Consider the following 25979-nt stretch of genomic DNA (forward strand, 5'->3'; position numbering starts at 1 on the left):
GTGAGCCCGCAGAACGCCGCGAGGCCGGAACCGGTCGATCCCGGTACGCCGAAGCCGTCCGCCTCCGGCGCAGCCGCGGCGCGAGGCACCGCCCGGGCCCGCGCGCCGAAGCCCGCCCCGCGCACAGTGAAGCCTGCCGCGGGCATGGTGAAGCCCGCCCCGGGCGCCGTCGGAACCGGCGATGCCGCCGGGCGAGCTCGTCCGACCAAGGCAGCCGCCGGCAAGCGGCGCGCTCCCTCCCCCCGCGCTCCCGGCCGCCGGCCCGGCGGGCCGGATACCCGTGGGGAGATCTTGCGCGCCGCCCGGGAATCCTTTGCCGGCAAGGGATTTACCTCCACGTCACTGCGAGCGGTCGCCAGAGAAGCTGGTGTGGATGCGGCGTTGGTGCACCACTACTTCGACAGCAAAGACGCGTTGTTCGTCGAGTCGATGGCCTTGCCGATCGATCCTCGGCAGGTGGCGGCGCATGTGCTCGACGGGCCTCGGGAGGAGCTCGGACGGCGGATCATCACCGTCTTCCTCGGTGTCTGGGAGTCGGCTGAAGGGCAGCAGCGGATGAAGGCGGTCCTGCGCAGCGTGGTCAGCAGCGACGACGTCGCCCGGATGATGCGAGAGGGCGTGACCGAGCTGATCATGCAACCGGTCGGCCAGGCTCTCGGCGTACCGGATGCTTCGCTCCGCGTCTCCCTCGTCGCCACCCAACTGATCGGCTTGGCCTTGACCCGCTACCTGATCGGGCTCGAACCACTCGCCTCCACCGAGATGCCCGAGCTGATCGACCGGATGGCCCCCGTCCTCCAGCACTACCTCACCGCGTGAATCTCCCCACCGACAGCGAGATCCGCGACCTGCACGCCCAGTACGCGCCCACCCGCGCCGCCTTCGAACTGGTCCACACCCACTGCCAGATCGTCTGCGACCTTGCCGAACAGGTCCTCAAGGCGAACAGGCTCTCGGTCGACGGCGACCTCATCCGAGCCGGTGCCCTCCTGCACGACATCGGCGTCTACCGCCTCGAAGGTTCCGCCTACATCCGCCACGGCGTACTCGGCTACGAACTCCTCCGCTCCCTGGACTTCCCCGAGACCCTCAGCCGCTTCTGCTCCCACCACACCGGCGTCGGCCTGACCCGCGAGGACATCGCCGACCAGAACCTCCCGATCCCACCCGGCGACTACCTCGCCGACACCGTGGAGGAGGAACTGGTCATGTACGCCGACAAGTTCCACAGCAAGACCAACCCGCCGACCTTCGTCACCGCAGCCGCGTACCAGAGCTCCGTACGACGCTTCGGCGCCGCCAAGTCCGCCCGCTTCACCGACCTCGTCGCCCGCTACGGCGAACCCGACCTCCCCGCCTGACCCACCCCGAGCAGTTGCCAGCGAGACATTCGCACGCTAAATTCATCACATGATGAATAACGCGGTGGCGGTGTCCTGCCGGGACGTCGTGGTGGTGCGTGGGGACCGCGAGGTCCTGCACGGTGTCGGGTTCGACCTCAAGGCCGGGTCGGTCACCGGCCTGCTCGGTCCGTCCGGCTGTGGCAAGACGACGCTGATCCGGTCGATCGCCGGTCTGCAAGCCAAGGTCACCGGCACCGTCCAGGTGCTCGGCCTGCCTGCGGGCGCGCCCAAACTGCGCGGCCGGATCGGCTACGTCACTCAAGAGCCCAGCGTGTACGGCGACCTCACCGTCACCGAGAACCTGCGCTTCTTCGCCGCCGTACTGGGCGTCGCAGCCGCCGACATCGACCGCGTCATCGACGCCGTCGACCTCCGCAGTCACGCCGACGCCCGCGTCGATCGCCTCTCCGGAGGCCAGCAATCGCGAGCCTCGCTGGCGGCCGCGTTGCTCGGCGAACCCGAGTTGCTCGTCCTCGACGAGCCCACCGTCGGCCTCGACCCGGTCCTGCGCCGCGATCTGTGGGAGCTGTTCCATCGCCTCGCGGACGGTGGCGCGACCTTGCTGGTTTCCAGTCACGTGATGGACGAGGCCGCCCGCTGCGACCGGTTGCTGCTGATGCGCGACGGTGAACTACTCGCCGACGACACTCCGCGGGCGCTGCTCGAGTCGGCCGGCGCCGACGACATGGAGCAGGCCTTTCTCACCTTGATCGACCGGAAGGCGGCAGCCCGATGACTCCGCGAGTGACGTTCGCCGTGGCGACCAGGGTGGTCGCCCAACTGCGCCGGGATCACCGCACGGTCGCGATGCTGATCGTGCTTCCCGCCCTACTGGTCAGCCTGATGTGGTGGATGTTCCACGACACCCCGAACACCTTCGACCGGGTCGGCGGGCCGCTGCTCGCGGTGTTCCCGGCGATCATCATGTTCATCGTCACCTCGGTCGCGACGCTGCGCGAGCGGTCGACCGGCACACTGGCCCGGCTGTTCACGATGCCGATGGGCAAGCTCGACTTTCTGCTCGGCTACGCGCTGGCCTTCGCGCTGATCGCCGTCGTCCAGGCCGTCGTGGTGGTCTCGATCTCCTTGTATGCCCTGGATCTGGACATCCGCGGCGCCGCTTGGCAACTCGGTGTGGTGGCCGTTCTCGACGGAGTTCTCGGTACTGCGCTGGGCCTGTTCGCCAGTGCCTTCGCGGCCACCGAGTTCCAGGCCGTGCAGATGATGCCGGCCGTGATGATCCCGCAGTTGCTGCTCTGCGGCCTGTTGCTCCCGCGCGACCGGCTGCCCGGCGTCCTGCATGCGGTGAGCGACATCCTTCCGCTGTCGTACGCCGTCGACGCCGTCGTCGGTGTTGCCCAGGGCAACGGATTCGGCGCCGGCGCCGGCGTGGACACGCTGATCGTGGTCGCGTTCATCGTGGCTGCGCTGGCACTTGGCGCGGCGACGCTCAAGCGGCGTACGGCGTAGTCGAGTGGCCTATCGGGCGCTCAAGGAGACGTACCTGTTGGGTCACTCGCCGGCCAAGGCGTCGGTCGGTGGGTTGTCGGTCCAGCGGAAGAACGCCGGGTCGGGGGTGCGGAACATCAGTGCGTCGAGCTCGCCGAGGTGCTTGATCGGCGTGGAGAGGCCGGTCGCGTGCCCGACGGCGTACAGCTGGCCGTACTTGGACTGTCTGTCGACGCCGATCACCAGCGAACCCTTGCCACAAGTGGCCGCGACGAGCTGCTCGAACTCTCCCCAGCCGGTCGTCCGGACCTGCTTGACCACCGGCTTCAGCGGCGCCGTGGTCGGCAGGTGGATCGTGTAGAGGGCGCCACCGCGGAGGTTGGCGATGAAGGTGTCGTAGGTCGCGGTCCGGCTGATCAGCGCGATCGACCGGACTGCAGAGAACCCGGTTGCCGCCCCGGTCGGGGTCCACTTGCCGGTGCTGCTGATCGACCAGCGGCGGAGGGTGCCGTCTGTGCGCAGCGCATACGCCGTCTGCCGGGCCAGGGTCTGGCCGCGGTAGTAGTTCGACACCTCGAGGGCTGAATACGGGCCCCAGCCGCCGCCGAGTTTCGTGTACTTGGCGGGCAGGGCGGGATCCGGTGCACCGTTCTTGAGGCCGTAGTGGTGGGTGTAGAGGGTGTCGCCGTGCACGAACCAGCCGTAGCGCGCTTCCTTGCCGCCCGCCTTCGGCCAGTTGTTGAAGGTGGTGCTGAGCCGCACCCAGCCGCTCGGGTAGGTGTGCGGTTGGTACGTGCTGGTGCCGATGACGGGCGGCGTCGTCGAGGTGATCGGAGTACGCACGTGGTACCCGCCCGCTGTCGCACTCCCCACGACGATCCGGCAGTTCGCGGCCGCGGTCGTGTTGGCCTCGACCGCCCGGGGCGGGGCGCCGATGCTTGCGGCCGCGGGGCCAGCCGCCAGGGAGCCGGTGGCCCCGACGGCCAGGCTGAGCGTGGTGAGGACGGCTGGGAGGGTTCGCATGCCTAGCTCGATGCCGAGTGTTGGCAGAAGGTTGCCTTCAGCTCAGGTGGCGGACGCCTTCCCAGCCGGCGTCCTGGGAGACGTCGAGGGCCACCTTGCCGTCGGGCCAGCCGGTCACCGCCGCCTCGAGCTGGGCGGCCGCAGGCGTCGTACCGTCGACGTAGTAGTGCAGGATCCGATGGCCATCAGCGGTCTCATGGGCGAGCAGTCGCCCGGAATCGCCGAGCCGGTCGCTCAGATGATCCTCGAAGTCGCGCAGATGGCTGAGCGTCTCGTCCAGCGGCAGCCCGTCCTCGCGAGCCGCCTTGTACGGAACCGATACGGCCACATGCGTATCCAGATGCGGTAACTGCACCGACCGGAGCGGGACCATCGCCGTCGCGACCAGCCGGTGTCCAGCGGCCGTCGTACCCTCCATCAACCGCCAGCTCGGCCCGCCGTCCTCAGCCACATGATCTGCCGCGAACTGTGCGACAGCCGGCAGCAACTGGGCGATCGGTACTGCGTCCGCCGGGCGCTCGACCGCAGTCTCGATCGCGCCGACCCAGGTCTCGACCAGCTCCTCGCCGAGCACCAGGTCGAGCAGGAGGAACGTCACCCGCTTCTGCAGGTCTTCGGGAAGCTCGCTGAAGGCCGGGTGATGGACGCCGACGTGCAGTGCCGCCTCGCGGGTGTCGGCCTCGATCGTGACGAGCGCGGCGTCGATCTGTACCGGTGGCATGCCCTCGAATCGGATCGTCACGTCAGGCGCCGGGCGGCGCATATCGGCGTACTCCCAGGTCTGGTCCGACGGCGGTGCGGCCCGCAGCCAGCGGCGGGCGAAGGCGCGGGTACCGGGGTCGCCGGCGGCGGTCACCACGAGGACATGGGCGGCGTGCAGGCCGGGGCCGAGCTCCCAATCGAGGTTGCCGTGGATCCGCGAGACGCGGCGGGACAGCTCCTCGGCGGTCGAGCTCGGGTCCTGGTTGGCGACCGCCGTGGCCACCGCGGCCGCGCCGGTCGCGGTCCACCAGGCCCAGAACTCGCCGATCGGGTCACCGGTCGCGGCCTTGCGCCGCCGGAACAAAGGCATGCCCGCATCCTCTCTCGCCCTCAGTCCAAGCGGAACCACGCCGTGTCGTACCGGGGTGTGGCGGCTGGGCCGGCGGCGGTCCAGGCCCTACTCTCGGAGCACGGACCACTCGGCGTACTGGTGTGGTTCTGGCCACACTCCTGGCGGGATTGAGCCGCACCATTAGGGACGGCCTGGTTCAGGCGCGTAGCCTGCTGACACCCCTGATTCATCGCGCGGCATGGGGCCGGGTGGGACGGGAAACGAGGAGGAACGCGAAGTGCTTCGGCGAGTCCTGCTGGGCGTGTCCCGCAGCCCCCAGATCAAGAAGGCCGTCTCGGCGATGCCGGTCTCCAGCGGCATCGTGGCCCGGTTCGTGGCCGGTGAGACCGCTCCGGAGGCCGTCCTGGCCACCGAGAAGCTGGTCAGCAACGGCCTCAACGTCACTCTCGACCACCTCGGCGAGGACGTCACCGACATCGCCGCCGCCACCGCGACGGCCGACGCCTACCTCACCCTGCTCAAGCAGCTGTCCGCCGCCGGCCTCACCGCCAACGCGGAGGTCTCGGTCAAGCTGTCCGCCGTCGGCCAGGCGCTGCCGGGTGACGGCGAGAAGATCGCGCTGGAGAACGCCCGGTCCATCTGCCACGCGGCCCGCAACGCCGGTACGACGGTGACGCTGGACATGGAGGACCACACCACCACGGACTCCACGCTGAGCATCCTGCGTGAGCTGCGCCAGGACTTCCCCGAGACGGGAGCCGTGCTGCAGGCGTACCTCCGTCGTACCGAAGCCGACTGCGTCGACCTCGCCCACGCCGGCTCGCGCGTCCGCCTCTGCAAGGGCGCCTACAAGGAGCCCGAGTCGGTCGCCTTCCAGGACAAGCGCTCCGTCGACAAGGCGTACGTCCGGGCCATGAAGGTCTTGATGAACGGCGCCGGCTACCCGATGATCGCCTCCCACGACCCCCGCCTGATCGCCATCGCCGGCTCCCTCGCCGACCGCGCCGGCCGCGAGCGCGGCTCGTACGAGTACCAAATGCTCTTCGGCATCCGCCCCGAGGAGCAGCTCCGCCTGGCCCGCGACGGCCAAACCGTCCGCGTCTACATCCCCTACGGCGAAGACTGGTACGGCTACCTCGTCCGCCGCCTGGCCGAACGCCCCGCCAACCTCCAATTCTTCGCCCGCTCCCTCATCAGCAAGAAGTAACCCCCCACGCGGGTATCCCACGCGCCCGCCGCATCCGCTCCTACGTCGCTCCTGCTCTGGGCGCTCCCACCCACCCGGTGTTTTGCGCTGCGCGCGAAGGTGACCACTGAGGTGGCGGCCGTGATCACGACCGCCTTCGAGTCCGACATGCCGTTGGACACGATCGCGCCGGCGCTGAAGACTGCTGACAGCGCGTTCTGGAAGTCCGAACTGGTCGAGTCCACTGGGTCAAGCGCGAGGGCTTCGTTGCCCTTTCGGCTGTCGGCCGGGGTGCTGGTTCGCCCGGCCGACGGGGCCTCCGCTGGTTAGTCGCTCGACGCGGTAGGGCCGCGCCCTACGAGAAGTCCGCGCTTCGCGAGAGCTTCTCGTTCTGACGGAGCTCGGTGAGTGCGTTCTCGTGCATGGCGACGACGGCGTCGTAGCCGAAGTTGCCGAGGACGATTCGCTGCGGTGGAACGGGTGTGTTCATCGCGCTGATCACGGCCTGCACGCCGCGTACGGGATCACCTGCCTGCTTGCCGTTCTGGTCGACGAACGCCGCCTTGATGCCCTCGATCATCGGTACGTAGGCGTCGACGGTCTCGTCGACGGGCGCGTCATGGAAGCCGGCGAAGGCCTTGGTGCGGAACGCTCCCGGCTCCACGAGGAGCACGCGCACCCCGAACGGCTCGACCTCGGAACGCAAGGCCTCCGACAGCCCTTCGACAGCGAACTTGGCCGCCGCGTAATAGCCGAACCCTGGGGCACTGACCAGGCCTGCGACCGACGACATGTTCACGATCCAGCCGTCACCCCGCGCCCGCATCCCCGGCAGAACCGCCCGCACGACCTCGACCACTCCGAACAGGTTCAGGTCGAACGTACGGCGGATCACGTCGTCCCGGGCGCCCTCGACCGAACCGAACCAGCCTCGGCCGGCGTTGTTGACGAGCACGTCGATCCCGCCGAACCGCTGCTCCGCGGTCCTGACCGCCGCCTGCACCTGAGCCGCGTCGGTCACGTCCACCTCGACGACCAGCACCCGGTCGCCGTACTGGTCGGCCCACTCCTGCAGTTCGGCCGGTCGCCGTGCGGTCACGGCCACTTGATCGCCCAGTTCTAGCGCGGCCTCGGCATACGTCAGGCCGAACCCGCCAGGCGTTGCACCAGTAATGAACCAAGTCCTCATGGACTTTCTCCTTTTGCTATACGTGTCATGTGTCGCTGTTGATGGATGGTTGAGAGCACGCACGAGGGTTGGCTCAGTGCGCTCCGACCAGCGCGTTCTGCGCTGCGGAGAGGATGACCTCTGAGACGGCCTCTGCCTGAGTGGCATACACCGCGTGGCTGCCTGGGACCGTGGTGATTGTTGCGCCGGCGCGCTGGGCCATGTGCCGGAGCATCGCCTGGTCGAATGCCTTGTCCTCAGTGGTGATGACCGCCTTGAACTGCTCGCGGTTGAGGAAGCCGAATCCGTCGTCGCCCACGTCGATGACGAACTCGGGCGTTGGGGCGAATCTCTCGTACTGTTGCGCGGCGGTCTCGCCGGCGTCGGGTACAAGCGCGGCGACATAGACCAGCCCAGCGACCTTGTCGTGGGTCCCGGCTTGCGTGATGACGGTGCCGCCCCATGAGTGGCCGACGAGGACGGCCGGACCATCCTGCTGGTCCAGGACCCGGGTTGTGGCCGCGACGTCATCCTCGAGCGAGGTGAGCGGGATCTGGACGATCGTCACCCGGTGACCCCGGCTGGTGAGGTTGTCGTACACGCCGCGCCAGCCTGAACCGTCGGCGAATGCGCCGTGCACAAGCACGACGTTCTTCACCGCTCCGTCAGTACTGAGTTCTGCGTTGTCGTCGGACATCATTGATCCTTCCAGGTAGTGATGGCTCGAGCGCTGGGCGAGGGGTCAGCCGAGGACGATGTCGAGCCGGTCGATGTGCTCACCCTGGAGCGTGAATCGGTAGTCGAGGTCTGCCTTGCCGCCGGGGAAGTCGCCCTCGAGGTGGTGGCTGGCCACCCAGATCTCGCCGTCGCGGGCGACTTTGGTGATCTCGGTGGTGACGGTGAACTCGGCTCCTGCCTCGGTGATGAAGCGGCGCAGCTCGTTGTCGCCGCTGAAGGACTCCCCGACGTCGGCGATCACGGCCTGCGGGGTGAGAAGGGCGAGGGCGGTGTCGGGATCGCGGGCTTCCTGGGCCTTCAGGAAGGCGCGGATCGTGGTGGGCAACTGTTCGGTGTGCTTGTTGGTGTCCATGTCTGGAGCGTGCTGGCTCGCGCCGCGCGAGAGTCAAGAACTGGACTCTCCCCCAGGGAGAGAGTCCAGACTGCTGCCATGTTGGCGATTGGTGAGTTCTCACAGATGACACACCTCAGCGTCCGTACGTTGCGGCGCTACCACGAGGTGGGATTGCTGGAGCCGGAGGTGGTGGACCCCTTCACCGGCTACCGGTACTACTCGGGTGCCCAGATCCCGGTTGCGCAGGTCATCCACCGGCTGCGTGAGCTCGACGTTCCACTCTCCGACGTTCAGCGCATCTTGCGCTCGCCCGACCCGGACCAGCGAGCTGCGCTGGTTGCTCAGCACGTCGAGCGTTTGGAGTCCGAGCTGGCCCGCACCCGCGCGGCGGTTGTTTCTTTACGACGTCTGCTGTCCCCGGAGCCGGCGCCGCTGCAGGTGGAGCTGCGCGCGGAGCCCGCTGTGACGGTGGCGGCGGTCGAGGACGAGGTCGGCGAAGACGACGTTCCGGCTTGGTACGCCGGGGCGATGGCCGAGCTCGACGCCGTACTCGGCCCGCCGGCGGGCGACGGACCGCCCGGCGGTCTCTACGACAACGCGCTCTTCGAGCACGGCCGAGGGCACCTGCTGCTCTACCGGCCCGCCGCAGAGCCCCCCACCCGCGGGCGCGTCCACCCCTTCACCCTGCCCGCCGCCGAACTGGTGGTCACTACCCACCAAGGTGAACACGAGGGCATCGACGTCACCTACGGCGAACTCGGCTCCTGGGTCGTGGACAACGCGCTCACCGTTGCCGGACCGGTGCGGGAACGCTACCTGGTCGGCCCGCGCGACACCGACGACAGCGCCGCTTGGCGCACCGAGATCGGATGGCCCGTGTTCCGCCTGGCCAACAATCCCTGACCTACCCGGCGCGGCCGAGCACCGGGGCTCGAACGAACCCACAACCCACTGAAGAGGCGGCATGCTCATGGGCGCGATGGATGAAATGATCAACCCGAACCTCGTGGCAAAACTGCACGGCATCTTCGACGCCTCCCACCTCCCCTCGACGCGTCGCCACCCCGAGTGGCCAGCGCTGAAGAAGAGTGGCCGCGCACTGCAAAACAGGCCCCTGCGTGCGCGCGTGGACACCGTGCGCGACGCGATCATCGAAGACGTCGAACACGACTTCGACCTGCTCACGGACGTCGTCGATAGGAGCCTGCAACAGGACCGCTTCAAAGGCTGGATGATCTGGCCTGTCACCGAGGCCGTGGCACAACTGGCCGTGGACGCCGCCGCTGCAGGAACCGATCAAGCGGCTCCCGGAGCATTCGAGGCGGGCCTGGAACTGATGCGGAGACTGACAAGCCGGCTCAGCGCAGAGTTCGCACTCCGAATCTTCCTCAACGCCGACGCTGCCCGCACGATCGACGTCGTCACCAGCTGGTGCTCCGACCCGGACGAACACGTACGACGTCTGACCAGCGAGGGCACCCGAAGCTACCTGCCCTGGGCCAGACAGGTCACCGAGCTCCATCTTCATCCAACGCTCACGGTGCCGATCATCGACGCGCTCTACCGCGACGACAGCACCTATGTGCGCCGCTCAGTCGCGAACCACCTCAATGACCTGTCCAGGGGTCATCCAGAACTGGCCGTCGAGATCGGCAAGCGGTGGCTTGCAGCACCGGACCCCAACACCGAAGCGCTGGTCAAGAAAGCGTTCCGCACCCTCATCAAAGCCGGCGACCCGGGAGCCCTCACCGCGATGGGTTTCGATGGAGACGCCGAGGTGACAGGGCCGCTGCTTGACCGACGATCGCTACGAGTCGGCGAAGACCTCGAGGTTCGAGCGATCCTGACCAACACAGGCTCAGCGCGGACCCGCCTCGCCGTCGATTTCGTCGTCAACTACCGCAAGGCCCGCGGCCAGACAGCCCCCAAGGTCTTCAAGATGGCGACCGTGAACCTTGACCCCGGCGAAACCACGGAGTTGGCGAAACGCCGGTCCTTCGCCCTCACCACCACGCGCGCGCTGTATCCCGGAGCGCACAGCATCGAGTTGCAGGTGAACGGGCGGCGACATGGCGCCGCCGAATTCGAGCTACTCGGGTAATCGCGCGTCACTCAAAGGGCGGAGCATCAACCGTGAGGAGGTCAACGATGGACGGACACGACCTCGCGTGGTGGAAAGTGGTCGACGCAAGCGGACATCCACCCCAGAACTCCGAAGAGACAGCCGCCCAGCACTACGAGGACGAAGGCATCCCCTTTCACCGCGCGGGCGAGCGAGTGACCGTCAATCTCAGTGAATCTCGCTGGCAGATCCGGTAGAACCTGCACTTCACGGCCGAGGGAGGGTTCCTTCGCGGAGGGTGGTGAAGAGGGTGGTTAGGCGGGTGCGGTGGTTGGAGTTGATGTCTGTGGCCGGGAGGTCGGCGATGCGTTGGCGGGCTGTTTCGAGGAGGACTGTGGTGTAGCCGGCGATGAAGAAGGCGGCCAGTAGTACCGGGTCGCCTTTGAAGGTCGCGTCGGCAGACAAAGCGTCGGTGAGGGTTTGTTGGAGGTCGGCGGACAGTTCTCGGGCTCGGGCGATCAGGGCGGGGGAGCCGGCGACTGTGCGGAAGAACGAGACGGAGCGGTCGTTCAGGCCGGACAGTGGGTGGGTCTCGTCGGCCAATTGGAAGGTCAGATCGCGGAGGGAGTCCAGTACGTCGACCCCGGCGACGACGGCCGCGCGGAGGAAGTCGTGGGCGTCGTCTACGCGGTCCAGGAAGAGGTCTTCCTTGCGGGGGAAGTGGTTGAAGACGGTGACGCTGGAGACGCCGGCTTCGCGGGCTATCTCGGCGACGGTGACCGGGTCGTAGCCGCGTTCCAGGAACAGGGTGGTTGCTACGGACAGGATCCGGGCTCGGGTCTGGGGTCCGCCGCGTGCACTTGTCCGGGGCATGAAGACTCACTCTCTTGTGTGACTAAATTTAGTGACCTAAGCTAGTCGCATGTCAGCTCAACAGTCCACCGCCATTGTCGTCCGCGAGCCTCAGTCGTTACGGGAGGCCTGGGTGGCCCTGGCGGGGCTCGCCGCGGTGTTTCTCTTCGAGATGCTCGACAACTCGATCCTGAACGTCGCGCTGCCGACCATCGGCCGCGAGTTGCACGCCTCGACCACGAGCTTGCAGTGGGCGACCGGGGCGTACGCCGTGGTGTTCGGTGGTCTGATGCTGGCGGCCGGCGCGATCGCCGACCGGTTCGGCAGGCGGCGGATCATGCTGATCGGGCTGGTCCTGCTCGGCCTCGCGAGCCTGGCCACCGCGTTCGTCACCACGGCAGAGCAGTTGATCGCGGTGCGGGTCGCGATGGGCATCGCGGCCGCCATGACCACGCCTGGGTCGATGGCGCTCGCGTTCCGGTTGTTCGGTGACGACGGGCTCCGGCTTCGCGCGCTGAACCTGATCTCGACGGTAGGCATGGTCGGGCTCGCGGTCGGGCCGACCACTGGCGGCTTCGTGCTGGCCATTGCGCCCTGGCAGGTCCTCCTGCTGGTGAACGTTCCGATCGCAGTGCTCGCGATCATCGGCATCCGGACCGGTATCGCCGCCGACGACCCGCTCGAGCTCCACCGCGATCCGCTGGACGTCACGGGTGCGCTGCTCGGTACGGCGACGATCGTGCTCGCCCTCGTCGCGCCGACGCTCTTCGTCAACCAGGGCACCAAATCCTGGATCCCCTGGACCACAACGGCAGTCGCTGCCGCAAGCGCCATCGCGTACTACCTCCGCGAACGCTCTGCGCGCTACCCACTGCTCGACCCGAAGCTCGTTGCCCACCCACTGGTCTCGAGCGGTCTGGCGTTCAAGGCAGCGTCAGCGCTGGCGGTTGCCGGCCTCAGCTACCTGGTGACGCTGCAACTGCAGCTCGACTGGGGGTGGTCACCGGCTCTGGCAGCGATCGGTATGTTGCCGCAGGTCATCGTGTTGCTGGCAGGCAGCGCGTTCGTCAACCCGTTCGTGAAGCTGGTCGGTCTCGACTGGGCCGCCCGCCTCAGCGCCACAGCAGTTGTCGCCGGGCTCGCCGTCTACGCGCTGCTTGGCAGGTACGGCTACCCCTGGATCGCCGCAGCGCTCGTGCTGGTAGCAGCAGGTATGCGAGTGGTCGGCCTGGTCGCCGGTACCAACGTCCTCCGCGGCCTCCCGGAGAACCGCACCACGATCGGCGCGGCCCTGGTCGATACTGCCGGTGAGGTCACCTCCGGTGCCGGTATCGCCATCACCGGCACCATCCTGGCCGCACTGTTCACCGGCAGCATCGCCACCTCGCACTGGACCGCCGATCAGACCAGCCAGTTCCGCGAGGCGGTGATGGTCGCGGGTCTCACCATCACCGCCGTCGCGGCCGCACTAGTTGCCTGGGGCATCCTCCGCTCGAGGAAGGTCAGCTAAGAAGTGGCTGCCTTGAACGCGCTGATCCCGCCCACGACCGGCAAATTGAACGAGCTGCCGTGCAGGTTGAGCGTCAGCTTGGTCCCCGCGGGCGGCCGGATCGTGAACTCCTGGTCGCTGGACAGCACCATCAGACCCAGGCGGTTGCCCGCCGGTACGACGACGTCCTTCGGCTGCAGGTCGACGTCGACCCGATCGGTGGCGCCGATCCGGATCGGCGTCTCGACCCAGTCCGAATCACGGTTGGCCGGATCGCGCCAGCCGCGAGTGAGGATGGTGGCCGCGCCGCTGGGGGCGTAGCTGACCAGCGCGACGGACAGATTCGCCCGGGGCGCGTCGAAGGCGACCTTGAGTGACACAGTCGGCGTACCACTGATCCGGACCGGCTTGGTCAATGCGCCGGTCTGGTAGATCAGTCGCTCCGGAGACGCAGCCGCGTTGGCCGAAGCGGTCGCCGAGATTGAGACGTTGTCCACGAGAGTCTCGCGAGTGCTGCCGTCCTTGCCGACGGTGAGGCCGCCCCGGGCGTTGCCACCCGGCGTGAACCGGAGATCGACCCCGCCGGTGGCCGGATCGGGCCATTCGGCGTACGGGGTGGGGTTGGAGGTGTTGCAGACCAGGTTGACGACGGTGCCGCCGGCAACCTTCTGGCCGGCGCCGGTCGCGACGGCCGAGGTCAGCGTCAGGTGGGTGCTGTCAGGGATGTTGGTGATCAGCCGGGTGGTGTTCGTGATCGTCCCGTTGGCGTTGGTCTGCGGAACGGTCAGCGTGAACCCGATCCGGAACGCGCTGGTGTCCGCAACGGTCAACGTGGCGGTGTTCGCCTGGTCGCCGGTCACCGTGCTCTGCCGGGCCGGGCAAGCCGCAGGTTCGCGGACGACCCACGAGCGAGGCAGCTGCTCGACACCGTTCTGTACGCCGTACAGGTACCGCGTGAACCAGTAGTTGATCAGCACGTCCGGCGGCGCGCCACCGTGGCCGCCCTGGTGGAAGTAGAACATGTGCGGCACGCCCTGCTTCTTCAAGGCGTCGTAGAACTGGGCCGCGTTCTTCGTCATCACGTTGAAGTCGTTGTTGCCATGCGCAACCAATGCGGCGGCGTGCACGTTCTGCACGTCCTTCATGTAGTTGCGTTCCTGCCAGAAGGCGCTGCGGTCGCCGGTCGCCCGGTCCTGGTTCGCCTTCAGCTCGTCGAGCACCGGCTGGCAGATCGTCCGCTGGGTGGTCTCGTCCAGCCGCGAGTACACCGCGTCGGCCAGGACGTCGAGGTCCTCGCCCTGGAACGTACCGGGCGCCCGGACCATGCCGTTGGCGCGGTAGTAGTCGTACCAGTCGGAGATCGCCGAGATCGGCACGATCGCCTCCAGACCCTGTACGCCGGTGGTCGCAACCGCCTCAGGAATCGTCCCGTTGTACGACGTCCCCATCATCGCGACCTTGCCGGTCGTCCACGAAGCGACCGCGGGCGTGTCACCGTCCCGAGTCGTGTACGCCGGTACGCGACCGTTCAGCCAGTCGATCACCGCCTTGCCGGCCAGCGTCTCGTTGCTGCCGCCCGAGGTCGGGCAACCGTCCGAGTGCCCGGTCCCCGGCGACTCGGCGTGGACGACCGCGAAGCCGCGCGGCACCCAGCGGGACTCGTAGATGGTGCTGATCACCGGGCTGGTCTCACGCCCGGCCTGGAACGGGGTGGCGATCCGCGATGCCGGCGGCTGGCCGAGCGGGTGATCGACTCCCCAGTTCGCCGCGTCGTTGAGGCCGGCGTAGTACGGGCTGTCCTCGAAGATGACCGGCACCTTCAGGCCGTCGGTCAGCACCTCGCCGGGTGCGGTGAAGTCGGCGTGGATCCGGTCGGGGCGGCCGTCCCGGTCGGAGTCGAAGGTCGTCTGCACCCAGACCTCGCCGCTGTACCAGTCGGCCGGGTTGGTCGAGAACACATCCTGGGCCAAGCCGTTCACGAAAGTTGGTGTCACACCCTGCGCCTGCGCAGCCACCGGCGCAGTGGCGAGCAATGCCCCCGCCACCAGGGCGGCCGCCGCCGCGGCGCCGGTCACCCCACGAACACGTCGTCTCATTCGGTCCACCTCACGTTGTCGTCGGCCCCCGAACCTGTTGGCTGCATCATCCGGTGCCGTCCGGGGCCCGGCAATTAATTAACGGCCGCGGACCGAGCGCAAGGGAATTCCTTCGAAGCCGGACGAGAGTGGCCAGGAGGTGACTGGAGAGGCTGAGCGGGGTGGCTAGGGTGGCTGTCTTCCGAACTGGGGAGGCTGAGTGCAGGGTCGGGCGCCGGAGCCGGGCGGAGTGCGGACCGTCGACGAGCTCGGGGCGCGGTTGCGGGCCCTGCAGGTCTGGTCGGGGCTGTCCTACCGGGAGATCCATCGGCGGCTGGTGCGGTCGCGGCAGGAGCGCGGGATCGCTGAGCTGCCGGCGTTCAACACGACGTACCGGTGCCTGTCGCCGGGGCGGACCCGGCTCGACGTCGAGCTGGTGGTCGACATCGCGCGGGCGATCCTGGGCGACGAGTCGCGGGCGGCCGAGTGGCGGCAGGCGCATCAGGTGGTCTCCGGGCTGGCCGCGGAGGCCTCGGTCGTGCAGGTCGGCGGCCGAGTGGAGTCCGACGGCGACGCCTTCGTCGGGCGGTCCTCGACGGTCGCAGCTGCGGCGGAGGCGCTGCGGACGCACCGGCTGATCTGCATCGACGGGATGCCCGGAGTCGGCAAGACCACGCTCGCGACCCGGGTCGCCGGGCAGGTCCAGGACGTGGAGCTCGAGTTCTTCGTCAATCTGCGCGGGTTCGACCCGGCACGGCCGCCCGCCGACCCTGCGGCGGTACTGGACGGTTTCCTGCGGCGGCTCGGTGTATCGGGAAGCCGCATCCACGGGCTGGACCTCTCGGCTCGATCGGCGCTGTTCAACCAGTTGCTGGACGGGCGGCGGGCGGTGGTACTGCTCGACAACGCGGCCTCCGACGACCAGGTGCAGCCGCTCACCGCGCCCAACGCGCTCACCCTCGTCACCAGTCGACGGCGCTTGAAGGCTCACCGCATCGGGCTGGAGGTGTTCGAGCCGGCTGAATCGGCCGTACTGATCCGGCGGGCGGCCGGAGACAAGGTCGATCGCGAGCCGGCGGCGGCCACCCGGATCGCGGAGCTCGTCGGCCATCTCCCGCTCGCCCTCGCGGTGCTCGCCGGCCGCATCAAGGCGCAGCCCGAGTGGACTCTCGGCGACCACCTCGAGCGATTGCAGGAGCACACGGCAAGGCTCAGGCTCGACAACGGCGTCGCGGCCTCGCTCTCCCTTTCGTACCAGGCGTTGCCGCCGGCCGCTCGTCGCATGCTCCGGCTGCTGGCGCTGCATCCCGGCCGGGACTTCGACGCGTACGCCGGTGCGGCGCTGGCCGGCGCGCCCATCGACCAAGCACGCGAGGAGTTGGCCCGGCTGGTCCGGTCGAACCTCCTGGAGGAGCACGGATCCGGGCGTTACGAGTTGCATGACCTGATCCGCTTGCTGGCCTCCGATCAGGCGCGAGACGAGGATCCTGCGTCGGTACGCCGGACCGCCATCGACGGCCTCTTCGACTACTACCGCAAAGCAGTGGCCACCGCCGCCACGGTGTATGCGCCCCAGGACCGGGCGCGGATCGAGATGACCCAGCAACCGGGCCTGTCCGAGCTGCAGTTCGCCGACCGTGAAGAGGCGCGCAACTGGCTGGAGGCCGAGCGCTCCAACCTGATCGCCACGGCTCTGTATGCCGCCGACCACGACCGCCCCGAGTACGCGACCGGTATCTCGGCCATGCTCATGTACTACCTCGGCACCGCGAGCCTGTTCAGCGGCGCGGAGATCCTCCACCTCACCGCCATCCGCTGCGCCGAGTCCGACCAGGTGCGCGGCCGGTCGTACAACAGCCTCGGCGCGCTCTACTGGCGTCTCGGCCGGTACGCCGACGGCCGCGCCGCCTATCAACAGGCGCTGGACTACGCCCGGCTCGCGGGCAACCGGGTCGGTGAGGCGAGCGGCTTGTCGAACGTTGCTCTAGGCCACTATCGACTCGGCGACTACGAGCAGGCGATCACCAGTCAGCGCGAGGCCTTCGCGCTGTTCGAAGCCGAGGGCAATCTGAGCGGGATGACGACGACGCTGGCCGGTGAAGGCTGGCCGCAGCTACGGCTCGGCCGGCCCGAGATCGCGCTGGAGTTGTTCGAGCACGGGCTTGCGGTCAGCCGGAAGCTGGGCACGGACACCTTCGAGGAGGCGTTCGCCCTCAACAACGTGGCGGCCGCGCACGAGGCGCTGGGCCGGCTGGACGAGGCGCGGCAGGGGTTCGAGCAGGCGCTGGAGCTGTCCCGCCGGATCGCCTTCGTCAACTGCGAGAGCGACTGCCTGAACTGCCTCGGCCGGCTGCACCTGGCAGCCGGCCGCGTCGGCGAAGCGATCGAGTTCCATGAACAGGCGCTGGATCTGGCCGTCCGGCAGGGCAGCAGGCCGTTCACGATCGAGGTCCGCAACGACTACGGCCACGCCCTGACCGCAGCCGGCCGGGTAGCCGAGGCGGTCGAACAACACCGCACGGCGCTGGAGGACGCCGAACGCATCGAAGACCGCCACGAACTACGCCGTGCCGAGGCCGCTCTGGCCGCGATCGGCTAGCAGGGCGACCCGTACTCCGTGCCGATCCAGGCACTCCAGATGGACGGGTTGCGGGTCACGCCGTCCTTCTCCTCGTACAGCATGAAGCGGACGCACTTGCCTTCGATGTGGTCGTAGTCGCAGTAGTTCCAGCCTTCGGCGGCGGGCCTGGCCTGGCAGTACCGGTCCTTGCCGTAGTTGGTCTGGCTGTGCACGATGGCCGCCCAGCCGTTGGCGTCGCGATCCTCGATCCACTGCTTGTCGCCGACCCACTGGAAGCAGGTGGCCGCGTACTCGGTGATCAGGCCGCCGGCGCAGGTGCCTGCCGGCGGTGGTGCGCCGGTCGTCGTGGCCGATGCGGCGCTCATCCCGCCGGCCAGCAGGACGACGGCCCCGGCGAGCACTGCGGACGTACGGCGGAAGGTGCTGAGACCCCAGCCGGTGTCGGAACCGGGGCGGGTGCGTGCTGCGGTGCGGGGCATGCGGAGGTCCTTTCGGCGGGGCGGTGGCCGAAGGAGCATGCAACCCGGTGACCGACCGGGTCGCGGAATTCGAACGAACTCGAACAGCGGCGGCGCTAACCTGAGCGCATGAGTAGCGACGGTCAGGTGGCCATTCTCGGCGCCGGTGTGATGGGTGAGACGTTGTTGTCCGGGCTGCTGCGCGCCGGACGGCGACCGGGCGAGCTGCTGATCACCGAGCGGCGTGCGGAGCGTGCGACCGAGCTGCGCGAGCGGTACGGCGTGGACGTGGTGACGAACGTGGAGGCCGCGGCCAAGGCGGACACGCTGGTCCTGGTGGTCAAGCCGCAGGACATGCCCGACCTGCTCGCGGAGATCGCTCCGGCGATTCGGTCATCGCAGACGGTCGTTTCGCTGGCGGCCGGTATCACCACCACCTTCATCGAGTCCCGGCTGCCGGAGGGCGTCGCCGTCGTCCGCGTGATGCCGAACACGCCGGCCCTGGTCGACGAGGGGATGGCGGCGATCTCCCGGGGCGCGCACTGCGACGAGAGCCACCTGGTGCTCGCCGAGGGACTGCTGGCCGCGACCGGGCGAGTCATCCGGGTTCCCGAGAAGCAGCAGGACGCGGTGACGGCGATCTCGGGGTCGGGTCCGGCGTACATCTTCTTCGTGGTCGAGTCGATGATCGAGGCGGGCGTGCACATGGGCCTGCCGCGCTCGACCGCCACGGACCTGGTCGTCCAGACCCTCTTCGGCTCGGCCAAGCTGCTCCGCGAAACCGGCGAGCACCCGACCGTACTGCGAGAGCGCGTCACCTCCCCGGGTGGCACGACAGCCGCCGCGGTCCGCGAACTCGAAGACCACAAGGTCCGAGCCGCCTTCCTCTCCGCCATCGAAGCCGCCCGCAACCGTTCCCGGGACCTTGCCGCCGAGTAGCCCGGGCGAGCCGAACCGCAAGGCGCCCGCCCGCGTCACCCCAGCTCCGATGGAGGCAGTACCGCCACTGCCCTGGTCGCCCCGGCTGGAACACCATCTGTACCGCGAGCCGTTCTGGCTGATCTTCGTGTTCGGCGTCGTGCTGACCGTGATCGACCTGACCAGGACGGAGGATCCTGGCTGGCGGCAGTGGGTCTCCGGCCCGGTCGCATTGTTCCTGCTGTGGGGCGCGCTCGCCGTCGTGACCGACCGGCTGACGGTACGGACCGATGAGCTGGTGCTCCGGGGCCCGGTGCTGCGCCGCCGGTACAGCTGGAAGGCGGTCGACGGCGTCCGGCGGCGCGGCGAGAAGAAGGTGATCGTCGACCTGGGACACCGGGGCGCCCGGACCTTCAAGTACGACGGCAAAGGCGGCCGGCCGGACGCCGACCAGGTGGCCGCGGTGGTCGAGCGACTGCGGAGTTACAACACCTCGGCGTTGACCAGTTACCGGGTGTCGTTATCCTGGGGCGCCGTGGTCTTTCTGCCTGCGGTTGTGGCGGTCGCCGCCGCGACCGCCTGGGCGTTGATCAAGGGGTAAGTCGATGTCGGATCAGCTAATCCACGCTGAGGGGTCTAGGGTCCCGCCCATGGGAAATCGTTCGAGCGGCACCGATGACGCTGCCGCGCGCCCTGTAACCAGCCCTGTCACCAGCCCCGAAGAAGCCGCGCTGCCCGCGTTGCCGTGGCGGGTGCCGCTGGATCCGGCTCCGTGGTGGGCCTGGGCGCTGTTCGTGGTGCCATTCGTTGCCGTTCCGGCGCTGAACTCCTGGCTGTGGATGGGGGCCCGGGACTTCCTCGCCGTCGGCCTCTTCACCATCATCGGCGCCTCCGTCGTCCGGGTCGCCGGTGGGGTCGTGCTGTACAGGGTCGAGATCACCGCCACCGCCCTGAAGGCCCGCACCAGTCTGCTCGTCCGCAGCCTCGCCTGGCAGGACGTCGACGACATCGAGATCGTCGACGACTCCGTCGTGCTGACCAGCGGCAAGGACGAGAACGAGATCAACGGCATCGCCAAGGGCCAGACCCTCAACTCCGCCGCCGTCATGCAGGCAGCCCGCGCCGCAGCCGACAACCAGCCGGTACGCCGCTCCCGCCCGCGCCCCGGCATCGGCGTCGTCTTCGTCCTGGCATACCTCGTGCTGGCGGTCGGCGCCTTCCTCCTCCGCTGGCACCTGCTCTGACCTCGCCCCACCGCTGTCCACCTGCTCCGGCGCTGCGCCGGGCGTCACGCTAGCCACGCGCTGCCCACGGCCCTTCGCCGGTGATCTTCTCCGGCGTGACGCGAGCGATCACCGCCGTTTCGGAGTACCGGTTCTCGAACGGGTACTCCTTGCCCAGGTACCGCTGTGCCTGCTTGTCCATCAATGCGGTCCACTCCTCGCCGATCCCCGGCCCGGTGATCTCTGCCCGTCCACGGATCACCAGGTACTGCGCAAGCCCCCGCCGGCTGGGCTGGTCGTCCTCGATGATCACTGTGACGCGGGGATCCCGCCGCAAGTTCGCCGCCTTGCGCTGGTACCCCTCCATCCCGATCAGCACCTGGTCGCCGTCGCGCTCGGCCCAGACCAGGGATGCCTGCGGTGAACCGTCCGCGTCGACCGTGACGAGGACTGCGTGGTTGTCGGTCGCGAAGAGTCGATGAGTGCTCTCAGGCAAAGGGATCATGCCGCCGACGCTAGCCAGCGCAACGGGAACCCCTCGGTACCCTTGGGCACTGTGGATGGCATCGGTGACGTCTTTCTCGCGGACTGTCCGGCGCGGCTGGCGGTCGAGGTGATCGCGGACAAGTGGGCGGTCGTGGTGCTGTGGGGGCTCAGCGAAGGGCCGCGGCGGCACGGCGAGCTGGTCGACCTGATCGGTGGGATCTCGAAGAAGGTCCTCACCCAGACCCTGCGCCGGCTCCAGACCAACGGGCTGGTCGCCCGCCACGACTACGGCGGCGTACCGCCCCGCGTCGAGTACGACCTGACCGACCTCGGCAAGACCCTGATGGAGCCGATCCGGATGCTCACCACCTGGGCCGCCGACAACGGGGAGGCCGTCCTCGCCGCACAAGAGAGTGCATAAGGTCGGGGGCATGGACTTCTCTCTCTGGCCCAGCGCCACCCGGACTTGGCAGGAAGTACTCGACGGCGCGGAGTACGCCGAACGGACGGGCTGGTCGGCCGTCTGGATGGCCGACCACTTCATGATGAACAACGGTGATTTCTCGATCCCGATGAACGAGTGCTTCGCGCTGCTGGCCGGGCTGGCGGTGAAGACCGAGCGGGTCCGGATCGGCTCGATGGTGCTCGGCAACACCTACCGGCACCCGGCCGTGGTGGCGAACCAGGCCGCGACGCTCGACCAGATGAGCAACGGCCGGTTCGTGCTCGGCCTCGGCGCGGGCTGGCAGGTCAACGAGCACCAGGTGTACGGGATCGACCTGCCGCCGGTGAAGGAGCTGCTGGCCCGGTTCGAGGAGGCCTGCCAGGTGATCACCGGGCTGCTCACCCAGGACCGTACGACCTTCGACGGCAAGTACTACCAGATCACCGAGGCGCCGCTGGAACCCAAGCCGGCCAAGCTCCCGGTGCTGATCGGCGCCTCCGGCGAAAAGGTTGCCCTGGGCATCGTTGCGAAGTACGCCGACGAGTGGAACCACTGGGGTCTGCCGGAGCTCGCCGAGCACAAGGGCAGCGTGTTCCGTGAGCACTGCGAGCGGATCGGCCGGGACCCGTCGACGGTCCGCCGCTCGACCCAGGCCATGATCGAGATCATCGAGCCGGGCGACACCGAGGCCGAGGGCCGGCGGGACAGCCTGCTCGCGGCCGGCCGCCCGACGATCATGGGCTCGGCCGGCTACGTGCTCGACGTGGTCTCCCGCTACCCCGCGGCCGGCATCGACGAGTTCCTGGTCCCGGACGGCTCGCTCGGCAGCGGTTCCAAGCGCTTCGACCAGCTCGAACGCCTACGCGAAGAGGTCTTCACCAAGATTTAGTGTCGCCACGACCGGCCAGTGGTCGCTCGGCAGGCGACCACCGGGCCGGTGGTGCGAGACCTCGGCGTCGACGACGTGCCAGTTCTTGCTGATCAGGATGTGGTCGATGCGTTCGCGGTCGGTGGCGCCGGTGAAGTCGTGGAAGGTGCCGCCGGCCTCGGCCGGTACGGCGTCCCGCCAGCCTGCCTCCAGGAACATTTTCAGGGGAAGGGATTCCGGCCCGACGTTGAGGTCGCCGAGCACGACCCAGTGCAGCTCCGGCTCGGCGGCCGTCCACCGATCGATCAGCTTCGACGACTCGAGCTGAGCCACCTCGCCGATGTGGTCGTAGTGCGTGTTGACGATCCCGGCCCGGGAGCCGTCGATGGTCGACAGGCGAACGAGCGTGGCGATCCGGGTGAGATCCGCATCCCACCCGACCGACCCCGGCGTCGACGGCGCCCCGGACAGCCAGCGCGTCTCGTGCGAGTCCAACTGCCAAGGACCGCGCCGAATCATCACCACCGAGTGCTCGCCCGCGTGGGCGCCGTCATCCCGCCCGGCCCCGACGATCTCGTACTCCGCGAACCGCTCGCGCAAGTACTCCAACTGGTCGGGCAGCACCTCCTGCAGTCCGACCACATCGGCCGCCAGCTCCTCGATCGCGGCCGCGGTCGCCTCGCGCCGCAGTACCCACGAGTCGTCGCCGTCGGCCGCCGAGGAGTTCCGGATGTTGAACGTCGCCACACGAAGTCTCACATCGTCGATCCTGCCAAACCCATCGCGACCGTCGCTGCCCGGAGTCGCGGTGCGCTCGCTTCGATCGCCCGGTCCCGCCCCTGGGCGAGCGCCGCGTCGACCGCGCCGGGGTCGGATGCCAGCCGTGCGTACTCCTTCTGGAGCGGCTCGATGACCGCCAGCACGGCGTCCGCTACGTCGGATTTCAGAGCGCCGTACGTCTCGTACGAGCCGGCCAGTTCGACCGGATCGCCGTCGGTGCAGGCGGCCAGGATCTCCAGCAGGTTGGTGATACCGGGCTTGTTCTCCTCGTCGTGACGCACCTCCCCGTCCGAGTCGGTCACCGCACGCATCACCTGCCGGCGGATGACGTCCGGCGGGTCGAGCAGCCGGATCGTGCCGACGGCGTTGTCCTCGTCGGACTTGCTCATCTTCGCGGTGGGATTGGCGAGATCCTTGATCCGCATCGCCAGCGCCGCCTTCTGCAGCTGCGGTACGACGAATGTCTCGCCGTACTCCCGGTTGAACCGGATCGCGACATCGCGCGCCAGCTCGACGTGCTGGTCCTGATCGCCGCCGACGGGGACGCGATCCGTGCCGTACAACAGGATGTCCGCGGCCATCAGGCACGGATACGTGAACAGCGAGGCGCGGGTCATCGGTCTGCCCCGGCCCTTCTCCTTGTACTGGATCATCCGCGACAGCTCCCCGACGTACGAGGTGCACTCGAGCAGGTACGCGAGCTGAGCATGCGCCGGTACGTCGGACTGCACGAACACCGTGCCCGGCGGCAACCCGGCGGCGAGCATCAGCGTCGCCATCTCGCGGGTCAGCGTTCGCAGCCGGCGTGGATCGTGCTTGGTCGTCATCGCGTGCTGGTTCGCGACGAAGTAGAACCCGTCCGGGTCGGTGAACCGGCGCAGCGCACCGAGGTGGTTCCCGAGCGTGAGCCGGCCGGACGGGGTGATACCGGAGAGCGAGGTCATGGTCTTGTCCTTCGTCGATCGGGCCTCACCGACCGACGGGCACACGAAAAAGGCCGCCTCGGCGAGGCGGCCTGGTGGGTGCGCGTGAACGCAGGAGGGTCCGCCTAAGCGGCCCACCACTGCTGCAAGCTGAAAGCGTTCACCCGAAAACCATAGCCCGTCCCAGGCTCACACCGCCACCCGCCGCCGTCGGCGCGCGGCAGTCCGGCGGACACAACCGATCGGTTGAGCGCAAGCCCGTAGCGCGCTCGCGGGCTAAGGTCGGGGCATGAGCGGTGAGGCGATGCTGGTCTTCGACGAGGGTCTGACGGCGTACGACTTCGGCCATGGGCATCCGATGAGTCCGGTCCGGGTGGATCTGACGATCCGGCTGGCCCGCGCGCTCGGCGTACTCGATCAGCTGAAGGTGGTACCCGCGCCGGTGGCGGACGACGCGCTGCTGCGGACCGTGCACACGGCCGAGTACATCGAGGCCGTCAAGCGGGCCGGGCAGGATCCTGATCACCCGGACCCGGAGCACGGGCTCGGCACCGACGACACGTACTGCTTCCCGCGGATGCACGAAGCGTCGGCGCATGTGGTCGGGGCGTCCGTCGAGGCTGCCAGGGCCGTCTGGGAGGGAGACGTGCTGCACGCCGCCAACATCTCCGGCGGGCTGCACCACGCGATGCCGGGGATGGCCAGCGGCTTCTGCGTCTACAACGACCCGGCCGTCGCGATCCAGTGGCTGCTCGACCATGGCGCCGAGCGGGTCGCGTACGTCGACGTGGACGTTCATCACGGGGACGGCGTACAGACCGTGTTCTACAACGACCCGCGGGTACTTACGGTGAGCCTGCACGAGTCGCCGACGACCCTGTTCCCGGGCACTGGTGGGCCGGGGGAGACCGGTGGGCCGGATGCGGAGGGCAGTGCGGTCAACATCCCGCTGCCGCCTGGTACCGGGGATGCGGGCTGGCTGCGGGCGTTCCACGCGATCGTGCCGGACGTGGTGAAGGCGTTCAAGCCGTCGGTGCTCGTCACCCAGCACGGCTGCGACTCCCACGCCGAGGACCCGCTGGCGCACCTGACCAAGACGGTGGACGGGCAGCGCGCGGCGTACCTGGCCCTGCACGACCTGGCCCACCAGGTCTGCGACGGCAAGTGGGTGTCGACCGGTGGTGGCGGCTACGCGATCGTCGACGTCGTACCGCGCGCCTGGACCCATCTGCTGGCGATCGTGGCCGGTGAGCCGATCGACCCGGAGACGGCGGTGCCGGAGTCGTGGCGTGAGGACATCCGGCTCCGGTTCGACCGGGTCGCGCCGATGCGGATGACGGATGGCCGCGCTCCGACGTACGCGGACTGGTCGACCGGGTACAACCCCGACACCTGGCTGGACCGCTCGATCAAGGCGACCCGGGACATCAGTTTCCCGCTGCTCGGGCTCGATCCGACGTACTAGACCGGGCCCGGATCGGGCTGCTGCGACACTCTGATCCGGATGAACCATCCAGTCACACCAGGCACCCTCTTTCCCATTCGCACCAACAGCCACTACGCTCTGTTCATGCACGCGCGGAGGTGCCGGAGGGGAAGCCGGCGCACGACTCGTGCTGGAAGTGCGGTGCGTTATGGCATCAAAGAAGTCCGGTGGTGAGTCGCCGCTCGCCGAGGTGAAGTTCCTGACCGTGGCAGAGGTCGCCACGGCCATGCGCGTGTCCAAGATGACGGTGTACCGGTTGGTGCACTCCGGAGAGCTGCCCGCGGTGCGGGTGGGTCGGTCGTTCCGGGTGTCTGAGGGCGCGGTGCACGACTACCTCAAGGGCGCGTTTTTCCAAACCGGATAACCACGAGAAGCGAAAGCGGCCGGATCCCCGTGAGGGACCGGCCGCTTCGCCTGTCTGCCTTGCTGCCGACTAGCCGCGCCGTGCTGTCGGGCCGGTCGCTTGGTGGAGTGCGCGCAGCGCGGTGGTCGCGGCATCCAGCACCTCGGCCGGTACGCCCGCCCAGACCTCGGCATGCGCCGCGGCGCCCGCCAGCACCGCTTTCTCGGCCATCGCGACGCCCTCGTCGGTCAACCGGATCTGCGTCCCGCGCCCGTCGTCCGGATCGGGCTCGCGCACCACCAGTCCGCGGTTGGCCAGCTGATTGACCACGTTGCTCGTACCTCCGGACGACAGCAGCAGGCTCCGGCTGAGCTCGGTCGGCTTCATCCGGCACGGCTCGCCGGACCGCCGCAGCGTGCCCAGCACGTCGAACTCCGCCATCGTCAGCCCCAGCTCGGGCAGGACCGCTCGGGCCGACTCGTCCACCGCGGCGGCCAGCAGCAGGAGCCGCTTGGACAGCTCGGTCGTCGGGTGGAGCGCAGCAGGCAACTCGCGCTCCCACGCCGCGATCAACTGGTCTACCCGGTCTGCCGTCATCGCTCCCACCCGTCGCTCGCTTGGTTGACAGCTTATCT

General features: G+C 68.6%; 30 protein-coding genes. 18 read left to right on the plus strand and 12 right to left on the minus strand.

Features of this window, described 5'->3' with window-relative positions:
- From ABD116_RS26185 to ABD116_RS26200, 4 genes are read left to right on the plus strand one after another with little or no spacing between them, the layout of a single operon-like run.
- Positions 1-819, plus strand: coding sequence for a TetR/AcrR family transcriptional regulator (locus ABD116_RS26185; RefSeq protein WP_343975583.1), 819 nt, complete (start codon positions 1-3; stop codon positions 817-819).
- Positions 816-1361, plus strand: coding sequence for an HDIG domain-containing metalloprotein (locus tag ABD116_RS26190; RefSeq protein WP_343975586.1), 546 nt, complete (start codon positions 816-818; stop codon positions 1359-1361). Before ABD116_RS26185 ends, ABD116_RS26190 begins: the two co-directional genes overlap by 4 nt.
- 49 nt (positions 1362-1410) lie before the next feature.
- A complete protein-coding gene (locus tag ABD116_RS26195) occupies positions 1411-2139 on the plus strand; it encodes an ABC transporter ATP-binding protein (RefSeq protein ID WP_343975589.1) in 729 nt (242 codons plus the stop codon).
- Positions 2136-2873: an ABC transporter permease gene (locus ABD116_RS26200; protein ID WP_343975592.1), complete on the plus strand. Its 738-nt coding sequence runs from the start codon at positions 2136-2138 to the stop codon at positions 2871-2873. Before ABD116_RS26195 ends, ABD116_RS26200 begins: the two co-directional genes overlap by 4 nt.
- A gap of 42 nt (positions 2874-2915) precedes the next feature.
- On the opposite strand, the gene ABD116_RS26205 is transcribed toward ABD116_RS26200, so the two are convergent.
- Positions 2916-3875, minus strand: a complete 960-nt coding sequence (locus ABD116_RS26205) for a hypothetical protein (RefSeq protein ID WP_343975595.1) — start codon at positions 3873-3875, stop codon at positions 2916-2918.
- A 37-nt stretch (positions 3876-3912) separates the two neighbouring features.
- Entirely contained in the window at positions 3913-4947 is a 1035-nt protein-coding gene (locus tag ABD116_RS26210; protein WP_343975598.1) for a DUF695 domain-containing protein, read from the minus strand.
- A 259-nt stretch (positions 4948-5206) separates the two neighbouring features.
- On the opposite strand from ABD116_RS26210, the gene ABD116_RS26215 reads away from it, so the two are divergent.
- A complete protein-coding gene (locus tag ABD116_RS26215) occupies positions 5207-6136 on the plus strand; it encodes a proline dehydrogenase family protein (RefSeq protein ID WP_343975601.1) in 930 nt (309 codons plus the stop codon).
- A 111-nt stretch (positions 6137-6247) separates the two neighbouring features.
- Positions 6248-6445 carry a hypothetical protein gene (locus tag ABD116_RS26220; RefSeq protein WP_343975604.1) on the plus strand — a complete coding sequence of 66 codons (198 nt, stop codon included), beginning with the start codon at positions 6248-6250 and terminating at the stop codon, positions 6443-6445.
- Positions 6446-6470: 25 nt separating this feature from the next.
- On the opposite strand, the gene ABD116_RS26225 is transcribed toward ABD116_RS26220, so the two are convergent.
- From ABD116_RS26225 to ABD116_RS26235, 3 genes are all read right to left on the minus strand, one after another.
- The gene (locus tag ABD116_RS26225) at positions 6471-7304 is read right to left on the minus strand and encodes an SDR family NAD(P)-dependent oxidoreductase (protein ID WP_343975607.1); all 834 of its coding nucleotides are present in this window, start codon (positions 7302-7304) and stop codon (positions 6471-6473) included.
- A gap of 73 nt (positions 7305-7377) precedes the next feature.
- Positions 7378-7980, minus strand: coding sequence for an alpha/beta fold hydrolase (locus tag ABD116_RS26230; RefSeq protein WP_343975610.1), 603 nt, complete (start codon positions 7978-7980; stop codon positions 7378-7380).
- Between the two features lie 45 nt (positions 7981-8025).
- Positions 8026-8373: a nuclear transport factor 2 family protein gene (locus ABD116_RS26235; protein ID WP_343975613.1), complete on the minus strand. Its 348-nt coding sequence runs from the start codon at positions 8371-8373 to the stop codon at positions 8026-8028.
- Positions 8374-8451: 78 nt separating this feature from the next.
- Between ABD116_RS26235 and ABD116_RS26240 the strand changes: the two genes are divergently transcribed.
- From ABD116_RS26240 to ABD116_RS26250, 3 genes are all read left to right on the plus strand, one after another.
- On the plus strand, positions 8452-9258 hold the full coding sequence (locus ABD116_RS26240; RefSeq protein WP_343975616.1) for a MerR family transcriptional regulator: 807 nt from the start codon (positions 8452-8454) through the stop codon (positions 9256-9258).
- 61 nt (positions 9259-9319) lie between these two features.
- Positions 9320-10456, plus strand: coding sequence for a DNA alkylation repair protein (locus ABD116_RS26245; RefSeq protein ID WP_343975619.1), 1137 nt, complete (start codon positions 9320-9322; stop codon positions 10454-10456).
- Positions 10457-10503: 47 nt separating this feature from the next.
- Positions 10504-10674 carry a hypothetical protein gene (locus tag ABD116_RS26250; protein ID WP_343975622.1) on the plus strand — a complete coding sequence of 57 codons (171 nt, stop codon included), beginning with the start codon at positions 10504-10506 and terminating at the stop codon, positions 10672-10674.
- A 10-nt stretch (positions 10675-10684) separates the two neighbouring features.
- Here the strand turns inward: ABD116_RS26250 and ABD116_RS26255 are convergent, their stop codons facing one another.
- Entirely contained in the window at positions 10685-11290 is a 606-nt protein-coding gene (locus tag ABD116_RS26255) for a TetR/AcrR family transcriptional regulator (protein ID WP_343975625.1), read from the minus strand.
- A 49-nt stretch (positions 11291-11339) separates the two neighbouring features.
- Here ABD116_RS26255 and ABD116_RS26260 point away from each other — a divergent pair, with 49 nt between their 5' ends.
- On the plus strand, positions 11340-12779 hold the full coding sequence (locus ABD116_RS26260) for an MFS transporter (protein ID WP_343975628.1): 1440 nt from the start codon (positions 11340-11342) through the stop codon (positions 12777-12779).
- Here the strand turns inward: ABD116_RS26260 and ABD116_RS26265 are convergent.
- Complete coding sequence (locus tag ABD116_RS26265) at positions 12776-14854, minus strand: Xaa-Pro dipeptidyl-peptidase (protein WP_343975631.1); 2079 nt, start codon at positions 14852-14854, stop codon at positions 12776-12778. The two genes, ABD116_RS26260 and ABD116_RS26265, sit on opposite strands and share 4 nt — an antisense overlap.
- Positions 14855-15053: 199 nt before the next feature.
- On the opposite strand from ABD116_RS26265, the gene ABD116_RS26270 reads away from it, so the two are divergent.
- On the plus strand, positions 15054-17432 hold the full coding sequence (locus tag ABD116_RS26270; RefSeq protein WP_343975634.1) for a tetratricopeptide repeat protein: 2379 nt from the start codon (positions 15054-15056) through the stop codon (positions 17430-17432).
- Here the strand turns inward: ABD116_RS26270 and ABD116_RS26275 are convergent.
- Positions 17429-17893, minus strand: a complete 465-nt coding sequence (locus ABD116_RS26275) for a hypothetical protein (RefSeq protein WP_343975637.1) — start codon at positions 17891-17893, stop codon at positions 17429-17431. The two genes, ABD116_RS26270 and ABD116_RS26275, sit on opposite strands and share 4 nt — an antisense overlap.
- A 108-nt stretch (positions 17894-18001) precedes the next feature.
- Here ABD116_RS26275 and proC point away from each other — a divergent pair, with 108 nt between their 5' ends.
- Genes proC through ABD116_RS26290 form a run of 3 tightly spaced genes read left to right on the plus strand, consistent with a single transcriptional unit; the run spans position 18002 to position 20034 of the window.
- On the plus strand, positions 18002-18811 hold the full coding sequence (proC, locus tag ABD116_RS26280) for a pyrroline-5-carboxylate reductase (protein WP_343975640.1): 810 nt from the start codon (positions 18002-18004) through the stop codon (positions 18809-18811).
- Between the two features lie 49 nt (positions 18812-18860).
- A complete protein-coding gene (locus tag ABD116_RS26285) occupies positions 18861-19391 on the plus strand; it encodes a hypothetical protein (RefSeq protein WP_343975643.1) in 531 nt (176 codons plus the stop codon).
- Between the two features lie 49 nt (positions 19392-19440).
- Positions 19441-20034, plus strand: coding sequence for a hypothetical protein (locus ABD116_RS26290; RefSeq protein WP_343975646.1), 594 nt, complete (start codon positions 19441-19443; stop codon positions 20032-20034).
- 49 nt (positions 20035-20083) lie between these two features.
- On the opposite strand, the gene ABD116_RS26295 is transcribed toward ABD116_RS26290, so the two are convergent.
- A complete protein-coding gene (locus ABD116_RS26295) occupies positions 20084-20518 on the minus strand; it encodes a PPOX class F420-dependent oxidoreductase (protein ID WP_343975648.1) in 435 nt (144 codons plus the stop codon).
- A gap of 51 nt (positions 20519-20569) precedes the next feature.
- Between ABD116_RS26295 and ABD116_RS26300 the strand changes: the two genes are divergently transcribed.
- Both ABD116_RS26300 and ABD116_RS26305 read left to right on the plus strand, forming a co-directional pair.
- The gene (locus ABD116_RS26300) at positions 20570-20920 is read left to right on the plus strand and encodes a winged helix-turn-helix transcriptional regulator (protein WP_343975652.1); all 351 of its coding nucleotides are present in this window, start codon (positions 20570-20572) and stop codon (positions 20918-20920) included.
- Between the two features lie 10 nt (positions 20921-20930).
- The gene (locus ABD116_RS26305) at positions 20931-21833 is read left to right on the plus strand and encodes a TIGR03560 family F420-dependent LLM class oxidoreductase (protein WP_343975655.1); all 903 of its coding nucleotides are present in this window, start codon (positions 20931-20933) and stop codon (positions 21831-21833) included.
- Here the strand turns inward: ABD116_RS26305 and ABD116_RS26310 are convergent.
- Positions 21804-22571, minus strand: coding sequence for an endonuclease/exonuclease/phosphatase family protein (locus ABD116_RS26310; protein ID WP_343975658.1), 768 nt, complete (start codon positions 22569-22571; stop codon positions 21804-21806). The two genes, ABD116_RS26305 and ABD116_RS26310, sit on opposite strands and share 30 nt — an antisense overlap.
- Positions 22568-23536, minus strand: a complete 969-nt coding sequence (gene trpS / locus ABD116_RS26315; protein ID WP_343975661.1) for a tryptophan--tRNA ligase — start codon at positions 23534-23536, stop codon at positions 22568-22570. Before trpS ends, ABD116_RS26310 begins: the two co-directional genes overlap by 4 nt.
- Positions 23537-23804: 268 nt before the next feature.
- Here trpS and ABD116_RS26320 point away from each other — a divergent pair, with 268 nt between their 5' ends.
- Positions 23805-24980 (plus strand): acetoin utilization protein AcuC, encoded by a 1176-nt coding sequence (locus ABD116_RS26320; protein WP_343975664.1) that lies wholly within the window; start codon positions 23805-23807, stop codon positions 24978-24980.
- Between the two features lie 169 nt (positions 24981-25149).
- Positions 25150-25365 carry a helix-turn-helix domain-containing protein gene (locus ABD116_RS26325; protein ID WP_343975667.1) on the plus strand — a complete coding sequence of 72 codons (216 nt, stop codon included), beginning with the start codon at positions 25150-25152 and terminating at the stop codon, positions 25363-25365.
- 69 nt (positions 25366-25434) lie between these two features.
- Here the strand turns inward: ABD116_RS26325 and ABD116_RS26330 are convergent, their stop codons facing one another.
- Positions 25435-25941, minus strand: coding sequence for a MarR family winged helix-turn-helix transcriptional regulator (locus ABD116_RS26330; RefSeq protein WP_343975670.1), 507 nt, complete (start codon positions 25939-25941; stop codon positions 25435-25437).
- Between the last annotated feature and the right edge of the window lie 38 nt (positions 25942-25979).

The organism is Kribbella koreensis (genome assembly GCF_039525325.1).
GTDB lineage: Bacteria > Actinomycetota > Actinomycetes > Propionibacteriales > Kribbellaceae > Kribbella > Kribbella koreensis.